The sequence below is a fragment of the Acuticoccus sp. genome (assembly GCF_965213555.1).
GTDB lineage: Bacteria > Pseudomonadota > Alphaproteobacteria > Rhizobiales > Amorphaceae > Acuticoccus.
This window is the reverse complement of the sequence record NZ_OZ243890.1, coordinates 3,305,499-3,317,129: the sequence shown is the minus strand read 5'-3', so window position 1 is coordinate 3,317,129 and position 11,631 is coordinate 3,305,499. Positions and strand designations below refer to the sequence as shown.

4 protein-coding genes are annotated in these 11,631 nt (G+C 73.4%); all 4 read right to left on the bottom strand.

Going from position 1 to position 11,631, the window contains the following annotated elements:
* Window positions 1-1,807: 1,807 nt before the first annotated feature.
* The 4 genes from ACOOE8_RS15565 to ACOOE8_RS15550 all read right to left on the bottom strand — a co-directional run bounded on the left by ACOOE8_RS15565 (window position 1,808) and on the right by ACOOE8_RS15550 (window position 11,587).
* Window positions 1,808-3,190 carry an aminotransferase class I/II-fold pyridoxal phosphate-dependent enzyme gene (locus tag ACOOE8_RS15565; protein WP_420392342.1) on the bottom strand — a complete coding sequence of 461 codons (1,383 nt, stop codon included), beginning with the start codon at window positions 3,188-3,190 and terminating at the stop codon, window positions 1,808-1,810.
* Window positions 3,187-10,467: a type I polyketide synthase gene (locus tag ACOOE8_RS15560; protein ID WP_420392341.1), complete on the bottom strand. Its 7,281-nt coding sequence runs from the start codon at window positions 10,465-10,467 to the stop codon at window positions 3,187-3,189. Before ACOOE8_RS15560 ends, ACOOE8_RS15565 begins: the two co-directional genes overlap by 4 nt.
* 213 nt (window positions 10,468-10,680) lie before the next feature.
* The gene (locus tag ACOOE8_RS15555) at window positions 10,681-11,403 is read right to left on the bottom strand and encodes a PfkB family carbohydrate kinase (protein WP_420394728.1); all 723 of its coding nucleotides are present in this window, start codon (window positions 11,401-11,403) and stop codon (window positions 10,681-10,683) included.
* A 19-nt stretch (window positions 11,404-11,422) separates the two neighbouring features.
* The gene (locus ACOOE8_RS15550; RefSeq protein ID WP_420392340.1) at window positions 11,423-11,587 is read right to left on the bottom strand and encodes a hypothetical protein; all 165 of its coding nucleotides are present in this window, start codon (window positions 11,585-11,587) and stop codon (window positions 11,423-11,425) included.
* Window positions 11,588-11,631 lie beyond the last annotated feature (44 nt).

Here is an 11,631-nt window from a genome sequence, read left to right as displayed (position 1 = left end):
CGCGGCCAGCGTCGGCGAGGTCTGGCTACCTGCCCACGGGTCGAAGGGTGATCTCGAACGCGTCCCGCCGGCCGTCGGTGTTTGCAACGCACTCCACCATCACCATCCACTTGAGACCGGTTGCGTCCGATCGCAAGGGCATCGAGCTCGAACGGCGGCCTCCCTGAACCACGGCGGATCCGGGCCCGTGCAGCCTCGACGCGCGTCGGCTCGTGGGCCGACCATTGCGCGAACGCCTCACGGTTCGTCTCGATGAGACGTCCCCACCGTCACAGCATCCCGCCCCCGTCCGCGCCTCGCGAGGAGCGCTAGGTCGGAGAGGAGCATGGCGGCGACCAGCGGGGACCAACGCGATCCCTCCGGCCAGCCCTGAATCCAACCGAGCGCCATCACAGCACTGGCTCGCCGCGGTACGCGATCGTCCCGTCCTCGACGTGACGGGCGAGAAGTTGCCACAACTTGAAAGGCTCGCCGCGCGGTGAGGCACCGCGAGCCACCGCGACCAGCGTGCCTCGTCTTGGGACCCACGGTCGAGCGTGGCAGTTACCACAGCCTTGTCATCCCACGGCGCGCCGAGCCTTGCGAATAACCTAAGGAAGTCCGGCTCGCCTACGAACCGGTCCTTCCCCGCGAGCCTTTCGGGCGACAGCGACACAGCTACAGCCCAACTTCGCACCTGATGCCTCGTCATCGCACGCGCCGAGGGTGCGGCGAGGCGATCGACACCGGAGAGCGCACGGCCGAAGAAGCCGAACGCGTCCGCGACGACGACCGCGGTCAGCGCCATGACCGCAAGGGCACCCATCATTTCGAGGAGCGCGACCCCGCTTCTGGCGCCACGTCCCACGGCGCGCCTCGACGCGACGATGACGTCGTGTTCGACCGCACCCGCGGCGCATCGAGCGTCCAGACCGCCGCGACGATCGTCCGGTAGCGTATGTCGAGGCCCAGCTCGTCGATGCCTCCGCGCGTGAGGACGCCTTCAGTGTTTCCATAGCCCATGCCCCGCCGCCATCGCCGGTCGGCACAAGGTCTCATCCGTGCCGCTCGAGGACGACCACCCTGCGCGAGATCCGCGCGCCTTGCGATGCGGCGCTCGCCAAGCTCGATCCAAGGGTGGCAGCGGTCCCTTCGCGGATGGGCCGCCCGTCGATCCCACCGGAGACGTGGCTCCGGGCGACGCGGCTCAGGCGCTCTACTCGGTGCGCTCGGTGCGCCAGCCCATGGAGCCGGTCGACTTCGACCTCCTGTTCCGCCGGTTCGCCGGGCTCGGGCTTGGGCTCCGACTCGACAACGCCGTCCGGCATCCGACCACCGTTCCCCACGATCGGGTGCGGCCGATGGAGGGCGACGTGGCCCGTGAGTTCCGCGCCGCGCTCGTCGCGCTGCCGGAGGCGAAGGCGCTCATGTCGGCCGAGCACTCTTCCCGTCGACGGTACGCCGATCGAGGCGTGGCCCCTATGAAGAGCTTCGGGCGGAAGGGACGACGACATGCCGTCTCCGGGCGCAACGCCGGGGCGGTCTTGCGCGGCACGGATCGAGGAGGTGTTCGGCCGGATCGAGGCGCAGGCCGGCCTCGCCAAGGCCGAGGCCGCGGCCTCGCCGAGGTCGACATCGCCTTCACGACGATGGCGGCCGCGACACCCTCCGACGCCTCGCCGGACCGGCACGGCACGGCCGGACCGGGCCGTCGTGCAACCGCTCCGCTCGCATCACCCGCACTGCTACGCCGCTGGCGATACGCAGCGCGCCCACGAACCGCACGTCTTCAGCAGCCTGCCAGCGTAAAGCGTGGGTCGCCCCTTCGCTAACGCAAGCGCTCGGCGAGCTGCGCGAGCCCCTCCCCGTCGCGTCGGGTCCGCTCCAAGCACTCGGCCGTAAGACGGACTGCGGTGTCGATGTCCTCAGCCGAATGCGTCGAGTTGATGAAGAAGCGGAGCCGCGCCGCCTTCTCCGGCACGGCGGGAAAGATGATCGGCTGGGCGTTGACCCCAGCGACGCCGAGCCGGTGGGAGACCATCGCCGCGACGATGGAGTCGCGCACGATCACCGGGATCACCGCGAGCCCCTCGCTCGTCCCCGTGTCGAGCCCGGCCGCACGCGCCGCCTCCAGGAAGCGTCGGCCGTTGGCCGCGAGCGCCGCCACGCGTTCGGGCTCCTCCTCGAGGACGGCGAGGGCCTCCAGCGCTGCGGCCGCGCTCGCCGGCGGCATCCCGACGGAGAACACGAAGCCCGGCGCGGTGGCCTTCAGGTACTCGACGAGGGCCGTCGAGCCGGCGATGAAGCCGCCGCAGGAGGCGAGCGTCTTCGACAGCGTGCCCATCCAGATCTCCACGGAGGACGGGTCGACGCCCTCGCGCTCGGCGAGCCCGCGCCCCGTCGCGCCGACGACGCCCAGCGCGTGGGCCTCGTCCACCAGGAGCCACGCGTCGTGCCGGTTCTTCAGCCGCACGAGACGCGCGAGCGGGGGCACGTCGCCGTCCATGGAGTAGAGCCCCTCCACGGCGATCAGCGCCCGCTTGTGCTTGTGCCGGTTGGCCGCCAGAAGCTCGGCGAGGTGATCGAGGTCGTTGTGCCGGAACGTGACGCGCGTGGCGCCCGCGAGGCGCACGCCCTCGACGATGGAGTTGTGGATGAACGCGTCCGCGAGGACGAGGTCCTTGGGGCCGACGAGGTGGCCGATGGTGGTCACGTTGGTGGCGTGACCCGACACCATGGCGACGGCATCCTGGGTGCCGAGGAAGTGGGCCAGGCTGCGCTCGAGGTCGCGGTGGAACGGCCGCTCCCCGGAAACGACGCGCGAGGCGGAGACCGAGGTGCCGAACGCGTCCGTCGCAGCGGTCGCCGCGGCGGTGACGCGTGGGTGCCCGTTCAGCCCGCAGTAGTCGTAGGATGAGAAGTTGATGAGGTCGCGCCCGTCGATGCGGGTGTGCGCGGCCGCGCGCACCTCGTGGGGTCGGAAGAACGGCATGTCGATGCCGAGCACCTCTGCCGCCGCACGCTGGATCCTGAGCTGGCGCGCCGGCTCCAGCGTCCCGAAGTCGAACGCGGCCTCGGTCCGCCCCTCGGCCGCCGCAGGCATCAGGCGATCGAGGCGCCGCTCGAGCCCGATCTTGCGGGAGGCGCGTGCCGCGGCGAGGAGCTGGTCTCGCGCCGCGTCCTTCAGGCCGCCGCCGCCGCGTCGCCTCACGACAGGATGGTCCGCACACCGGCGGTGCGGCTGAGCACCGCCTCCACGGCCTCACGCGACCCCTCGGCCGGCGACGCGCCGACGTGCCGAGCGATCAACGCGTCCGTAGAGGCGTCGCCGTCCGACGTTTTGCCCGCGCGCTCGACCACCCTGCGCGCGATGTCCGCCAGCGTCGCGCCGGCGGTCAGCGACATCAGCGGGATGTCGACGCCGAGCCGCTCCTCGGCGGACATGCGCAGCTCGACCCCCATGAGCGAGTCCATGCCAAGCGCGGTCAGCGGCTTGTGCGGGTCCACCTCGGAGGCCGGGAGCTTCAGGATGTGCGAGATCTCCACCGACAGCAGGCGGATGACCTCGCGCGTCGCCTCGGCGGGCTCGAGCCCGGCGAGCCGGGCGGACAGCGCGCGGCCGTCCGCCACGTCACGCTCCACGTCGACGGCGTCAGCGACCGCCTCGAACGCCGGGCTCGCGGCGATGGCGAGCTCGCGGCGCGCGGCAGCCCAGTCGACCCGGCCCACCATGCGGACGGCGGACCCCTCGGTCATCGCCCCCTCCGCGATGAGCTGCCCGAGGATCGCGAGCGCCTCCGACGACGTCATCGCGCTGCGGCCGAGCTTGCGTCCGAGGAGCTCGCCCGCCGCGCCGCCGCGCGACAGGACCCCCACGTCCGAGATCGCTCCCCACGCGACGGCCAGCGCCGGACGGCCCTCGGCGCGGCGGCGGCGCGCGACCGCTTCGAGCGCCGCGTTGGCGGCGACGTAGTTCGCCTGACCGGGGTTGCCGAACGCAACGGTGAGCGAGGAGTAGAGCACGAAGTGGTCGAGGGCGACGTCCGCCGTCGCCGCCTCGAGCGCCGCCGCGCCGAGGACCTTCGGGGCGAGCACCGCCTCGTGGCGCGCGGCGTCCAAGGCGCCGAGCAGCGCGTCGTCGAGCACCATCGCCATGTGCCAGACGCCGCCGAGCGGTCGCTCCGCGGTGATCTTCTCGACGAGGCCGCGCACCGTGGCGGCGTCCGTCACGTCGAGCACCGCCACCTCGACTGCGACGCCGTCGGCGCGCATCGCGTCGATGGCCCTTGCGACCTCGTCGCCCCCGACGCCGCTCCGGCTCGCGAGGACGAGGTGCCGCGCACCCCGTGCGGCGAGCCAACGTGCTGTGGCGAAGCCGAAGCCGGAGGTGCCCCCGACAAGGAGGTACGCCTTCTTCGGATCGACGATCGGGGGACGCGCCGTGGCGGCGCTGGGTGGTGACGGCGCGGTCACGACGATCTTTCCCACGTGCTGGGCCGACTGCATGAGCCGGAAGGCGTCCTTGACGCCATCGGCGGCGAAGACCCTGTAGGGGAGCGGCGCGAGGTCCCCGGCCTCGACCATCCCCACGATGTCGGCGAGGAGGCGGCGTGCGAGCGCCGGCCGGTGGCGCAGGAGCTGGTCGGCGTCGATGCCGAAGTAGGACAGGTTGCGCCGGAACGGCCGGAGGCCCAGGCGCGTGTCCTCGTAGAAGTCCCGCTTGCCGAGCTCGCAGAAGCGGCCGAACGGGCGCAGGGCGTCGAGGCTCCGCACCATCGCCTCGCCGGCGAGCGAGTTGAGCACGACGTCGACCCCCGTGCCACCGGTGGCGCCGAGCGCCTCGTCAGCAAAGGTGAGGTCGCGGGAGGAGAACACGCGCTCGGCGCCGAGGGCCTCGAGCAGCGCACGCTTCTCAGGACTGCCGGCGGTCGCGAAGACCCGTGCGCCGCGCCACCTCGCGACCTGCAGCGCGGCGAGGCCGACCCCGCCGGCGCCGCCGTGGACGAGCACGGTCTCTCCCTCCTCGAGCCGTGCGAGCTCGACGAGCGCGTAGTATGCGGTGAGGAAGGCAACCGGCATCGTAGCGGCGGCCTCCGCGGAAAGGCCGTCCGGTCGGCGGACCACGGCGTCCGCGCGCACCGTCACGTGGCTTGCGAAGGCCGCCGGCGCGAACGCCAGCACGGGGTCGCCGGGCGCGAGGTCGGTCACGCCGTCGCCGACGCACTCCACGGTGCCGGCGCACTCCATCCCGAGCGTGGCGCCCGCGTAGCCGTCCTCCAGCGCCTCGTGAGGCAGCAGACCGAGCGTCCACATCACGTCGCGGAAGTTGAGCCCGGTGGCCGCGACGCGCACTCGGACAGCATCCGCCGGCAGCTCTGGGTGCGGCCGCCCCTCCCACGCGAGGTGGTCGATGGACCCCTGGCGCGGCACCGCGAGCGCCAGCGCGTCGCCAGGCAGCGCAGGTTCGTTGGGGACGTAACGGACCACGCTGCGGTGGTCGCTGGACAGCACGACCTCGCGCTCGCCGTTCGGCTCCGCGAGCTCGGCGTTGAGCCGCACCGCCGCCTCGCTGGCGTCGAACGTCGCGGCGACGTCGACGAGGCGCACGTCGAGGTGGGGAAGCTCGTTCATAGCGACCCGTCCGTAGGCGGCGACCGCGGCGGCGGCCGGGACGATCCTCGCGCCATCGCCGCCGTGCGCGCCGAAGGTGACGAGCGTGACGTGGCGCGGCTCTGGACCCAGCGCGGTGAGGAACCGGCCGAGGTCGGCGAGGGAGCCGGCAAGTCCCGCGGCGTCCGGCACGTCCACGGCGAGGACGCAGGCGCCTTCTGGGACGACGGACAGGTCACCGACGACGGGAGCCGGATCGGCCATCGCCGACAGCGCGCCGAGGGTGCGCCGCGCCATCGGACCCACCGCGCTGAGCGCGTGGCTCGCCGGGGCGCACGGCTCGGCCGACCCCTTACGGCGCGCGACGAAGAGCACTGCATCCGTCTCACCGCACGCAAGCACCTCAGCCGAGGCCTCCTGCCAGCCGGTGGTCGCGAGCGCGGCTGCCCACTCCGGTGCGGTACGGAGCGGCCCAACGCCCCGCCCGCTGGTGTCCGACCACCAGGACGCCGTGAGCCCGCCCACGACGTCGGCGAACAGGCTCGGCCTGAGCGCGGCGCCGATGAGGATGCCACCCGGGCGCAGGAGCCCGGCGAGGCCGTCGAGCGGCGTCGGGCCGAGCTCCGCGGCGACCATCAGGACGTCGCACCGCGGGCCTTCGCCGAGGTCGCCGAACGTCGCAAACGCGACGCCCGGGCGACGCTCGAACACCAGCCGCGCACGCTCCAGGCGTGCCTCGTCGCGGTCGGTGATGACGAGCTGAACCGTGTAAGGGTTCGCGCTCATCGCGAGGCGTCGCAGAAGGCCGACGTTGCCGGCGCCGACCACGCAGACGCGCCGCGCTGCGTCCTCGCGGAGGATGGGCTGCAGCCAACCGCACAACGCCTCGTTCGCCGGCGCGACGAACGGGGCGTCGCACGCAAGGTGCGAGAGCAGGCCCTCGCTCCAGGGCCGCTCGCTTGGCCCTCGCGCCAGCGCTGCGGTGAGCGCGCCAGGAAGCGCGGCGAGGATGGTCGCCTCAGCGAGCCGCTCGGGACGCTCCTCCACGAGGAGGGTGACGATGTCCGCGAGGGGGATGGGGTCGGCAACGAGGCTGTACCTTCCGTCCTCCTCCCTCGCGATCCCCGCAGCGGCGAGCGCGGGGAGGAGGCGCGCGACGAGCGGCGCGGCGCCAGACGAGACGCGTCCGGCCGCGATGAGTCCGCCCAGCGTCGCCGGCTCGGCGAAGGCGGCGGCGAGCGCCTTAGCCGCGGCGCTGAGGACGCCTGCTTCCACGGTCAGCGCGGCGTCGGACGGCTCCACGTCGCCGACGGCTTCGGCCGGCAGGCGGGCGGCGAGGCCGGCGGCCGGCTCGCCCGCGCGCGCCAGTCGGACGAGCCTGGGGACCGCGCGAATGATGTCCGGCCCCCGAGCGAGGGCGACCCTTTGGAAGCGCACGCCCGTCGCCCGCGCGACCAACGCACCCTCGGCATCAGTGAAATTGTAGTGCGCTTCGACGATCCGTTCGCCGTGGTGTTCGACGTGGAGCTCAGCGCTGACCGGTGGGCCGGCGTCGGCGGCAACGCGCAGGCGGTCGATGCGGATGGGGAGCATCGTCTCGCCCTCCCCGCCCTCGTCGAAGAAGGCGAACAGCGCGTGGAACGACGCGTCGAACAGGGTCGGGTCGAGGACGAACCCCATCGTGCGATCGCCGGCGGTGAGGTGCACTCTCGCGTGCGCCTCACCGTACAGCTCCACGCGCTCCGCACGGCGGAAGGCGGGCCCGTAGTCGAGGCCGAAGCGCGCCGTGCGCTCGTAGATCTCGTCCGCTTCGACGGTGCGTCGCTCCCCGCCCGCCTCTGCGGCGACGTCGAGGGCGGCGCTCGGAGGGGACGGCGCGACGCCGACGTCCCCCTTGGCGTGGAGCGTCCAGCCCTCGCCCGACAGGCGCCGGCGGCTCTCCACCACGAAGGCGGCGGGCGCGAACTCGCGGGTGCGCACCTCGCGCTCGCCATCGTCGAGCACCAGCGGGGCCACGATGTCGAGGCCGCGCAGCTCCAGCGCGACGCCGGGTGCGAGGAGGCGGCCCGCGGCCAAGAGGAGCTCGGCGAAACCCGCGGCGGGGAACAGCACCGCGCCGCCGACCACGTGGTCGGCGAGGAAGGGAAGCCCTTCGGCGTCGAGCACCGCGCGCCACTCAGCCACGTCGAGGCGCAGCCGCTCGCCGAGCAGCGGGTGCTCGCGATGCTTGAGGAGGCGGACGCTCTCGTCGGAGAAGGCGGTGCGGTAGGTGGCGTGCTGCCACGGGTAGGGCGGCAACACGTCAGGCGGCGCGACGGGCGCGCCGAACAGGGCGGCCTCGTCGACGGCCCCCCCGTGCGCCATGATCCTTCGCACCACCGCGCCCACGGGATCGACCCCTGACTCGCCCTGGCGCAGCGAGGGGAGCGCCGCGGCGCGCGTCTCGGCCAAGCGGGCCGCGTCCGCCAGATGGTTGGTGAGGACCGGCCGCGGGCCGACCTCGACGAACAGGCGGTGCCCGTCGGCGAGCGCACGCAGCGCCGCCGCCTGGAAGGCGACCGGACGACGCACGTTCTGCCACCAGTAGTCGGCGCCGAGCCGGTCGCCGTCGATGGGCTCGCCCGTGACGGTGGAGATCATCGGGATCGTCGCCGGGCCGGGCGCGATGCCGCCCAGCGCGGCGAGCAGCGGCTCGCGGATGGGCTCCACCAGCGCGCAATGGAACGGATAGTCGAGGTCGAGCCGCTTGACGACGAGGCGGGCCTCGCGCGCCTCCCGGGCGAAGGCCGCAAGCGCGTCCTGGGGACCGGAGATCGTGACCGCGCGGCTGGAGTTCACCGCGGCGACCTCGAGCCCGGCGTGCGACGCGATCGCCCGCTGGGCCTCCTCGAGCGGGGCGAGCAGCGCCGCCATGCCGCCGAGGTGCCGAGTGACCTCCTGCTGCGTGGAGCGCGCGTGGATGACCCGTGCCGCCTCCGCAAGGGGCAGCGCGCCGCAGGCCCAGGCAGCGGCAACCTCGCCCACGGAGTGGCCGATCACCGCCGCCGGACGCACCCCGCGTCGGGCCAACGCCTCGGTCAGCGCGACCTGGATCGCGAACAGCAGTGGCTGCGCGATCTCGGTGCGCTCGATCTCCGTCTCGAGGTCGGCGGAGAACAGCATGCTCACCAGCGACCAGCCGGCGCACGACATGAAGTGGCGGTCGGTCCGGTCGAACGCGCGTCGAAAGTCGGCGTCGCCCTGGTACGCCGCGCGCCCCATGCCAGCCCACTGCGAGCCGTTGCCGCAGTAGACGAACACCGGCGCCTGGGCGGGCCCCACGGCCTCACCGACGCTCACGGACGGCGCCGGTGCGCCCCCGCCGGCGGAGCGCAGCGCCGCCGCCATCGCCGACCCCTCAGCGACCTCGACGACCGCGCGGTGGGCAAGGCGGGACCGACGGTGCGCCGCGGCGTTCACATGGCGACGGACCGCGGCGTCGTCCGCGCCGTCGAGCCGTTCCGCCGTCGCCGCGGCAAGGGCGGAGAGCGCCGCGACACTCGCGGCGGTGAGGACCAGGGGACCCTCGCCGGCTGGCTCCGCGACGGCGGTCGACGGCTCGCCGTCGGCAAGGACCACGTGCGCGTTCGCGCCGCCGAAGCCGAACGAGTTCACCCCTGCGAGCCGCACCGTCCCGTCGCGCGCCAGCGGCGTCGGCTCGGTCGCCACGGCAAGGTTCAGCCCCGCGAAGTCGATGTCCGGGTTCGGCGTCTTGAAGTGCAGCGAGGCCGGGAACAGGTCGTTGGCGAGGGCGAGCTGCGCCTTGAGCACCCCGACGAGCCCGGACGCCGGCTCGAGGTGGCCGAAGTTGGTCTTCGAAGAGCCGATGAGGAGCCTTGCCCGGCGCCGCGCCCCGAGCACGGTGCCGAGCGCCTCGGTCTCCGCCGGGTCGCCGACGCGCGTGCCGGTGCCGTGCGCCTCGACGAAGGCGAGCCGCGCGGGGTCGAGCTCCGCCGCCTCGTAGACGGTGTGCAGGAGCTGCGCCTGGGCGCGGGCGGCCGGCAACGACAGCCCGGCGGTGCGCCCGTCTGCGTTGATCCCGCTCGCGACGAGCCGCGCCCGGATCGGCTCACGCGCCGCCCGGGCGGCGGACTCGGCGCGCAGCACCAGCGCCACCGCACCCTCGGAGCGGACGTAGCCGTCGGCCGCCGCGTCGAACGCACGGCACGCCCCGTTCGCGGACAGCATCGAGGCCCGTGAGAAGCCGATGAACGGGACCGGGTTGAGCAGCAACGACACGCCGCCGACGATCGCCGTGTCGATGCGCCCCGCCCGGATGTCCTCCATCGCGTTGTGCAGCGCGATGAGCGAGGATGAGCACGCGGTGTCGACGGTGTAGCTCGGTCCCGTGAGGTCGAACACGTAGGACAGTCGGTTCGCGATGATCGACAGCGTGTTGCCGGTCATCGACTGCGGCTCGATGGACGCCGGATCGAGCTGCGCTTGGTTCGAGTAGTCGAGGGAGGAGGCGCCGACGTAGACGCCGACCGGACGCCCGGCGAGCCGGTCGGCGGGGATGCCGGCGTTCTCTAGCGCCTCCACAGCCACCTCGAGGAGGACGCGCTGCTGCGGGTCCATCGCCGCCGCCTCGCGAGGCGAGATGCCGAAGTAGCCCGGGTCGAAGTCGTAAGGCCGGTCGATCTGCCCCGCGGCGAAGGTGACCGATCGCCCTGGCCGGCTGCGGTCGGGGTGGAGGTACTGGCGCGTGCCGAAGCGGTCCTCGTCGATCTTGCTCACCACCGAGCGACCGTCGGCGAGCACGCGCCAGAACGCGTCGAGCCCTGAAGCGGACGGCAGGCGGCAGGCGGACCCGACCAACGCGACACTCGTGCCGGACACCCTCACTCCTTCGATCACAACGCCCGACTGGGCACTCTCACGTGGCAGGGACCTGCCCGTCGAGGCCGTCCGTGCCGCAATCGTCCGGAGCCGCCGGCGCTGCCGCGGCGGTGCAGCCGCGACGCATAGGCGATCCGCCACGGCGCCGCAACAAACCCCGGCAACCGCGTGCGTCCGTCGGGTTGGCGCTGCCAGCGCCCCGCCGCCTCTGCACTATAGGCAGAGTTCGGCGGCGAAGGGCATGTGCGCGCCGCGCTTGGTGCAGGAGGCCGCGGCAACGCGCTGCGCCATCACGAGGTGGCACTCGAGGGTCTCGCCGCCGAGCGCCCCGAGGGCCTCATGCGACAAGGCGTCCTCGGCCTGGAGTGCCGCGAGGAGCGCCGCCATGAAGGCGTCGCCCGCGCCGACGGAATCGATCACCTCGACGGCGGGTGCCGGGACCGAGGCGCTCGCCGCGCCGCTCCACGCGTGAGCACCGCGTGGCCCATCGGTCAGCACGGCAAGCGCCGCCCCCTCGCGGACCATGCGCCTCATGTAGGCTGGCCCGTCCGCCTCGCCGATCATCGCAAGGTCCGCCACGCTCGCCTTGACGATGCCGGCGCGCCGCGACAGGCGCTCGAGGCGCGCCGTGTAGGCCGCCGCGTCGGTGATGCTCGGCTGACGCACGTTGTAGTCGATGGCAAGGACCGGCGCGCGCGCGCATAGCGCCTCGATGGCACCTGCCACGGGCTGGTGGGCGAGCACCGCCGAGCCGACGACGAGGCAGCGCGTCCCCGGCGGGGGGTCGGGCGGGACGATGTCGTGAAGCACCCGGCCGACGTCGGTGATTCGGTAGATCGGCTCGGGACCGGAGAGGTCCACGATGGCGACGGGGGTCGGACGCTCGCTCCGCCGCACCATGGTGACGTCCACACCGCTCGCCCGGAGCGCCGCCATGTAGCGCACGCCATGCTCGTCATGTGGACAGCTCCCAGGCGTAGGCAACGCGACCGCCGAGCCTCGCGATCCCCATCGCCACGTTGTACGCGGACCCGCCGAGGATCGGATGGCGGACGAGCTCCTCCCCACGAGGGTCCGGCATCAGGTCGACCAGCGCCTCGCCGCACGCCGCGATCACCATGCCGTCCTACGCCGCGCTGCCGTCTGGCCTGCGTGCCCCATCGC

Excerpts from the sequence above, each read along its gene's own strand:
- ACOOE8_RS15550 (WP_420392340.1), bottom strand. The coding sequence starts at position 11,587 with ATGGTGATCGCGGCGTGCGGCGAGGCGCTGGTCGACCTGATGCCGGAC.
- ACOOE8_RS15555 (WP_420394728.1), bottom strand. The coding sequence starts at position 11,403 with ATGGCGGCGCTCCGGGCGAGCGGTGTGGACGTCACCATGGTGCGGCGG.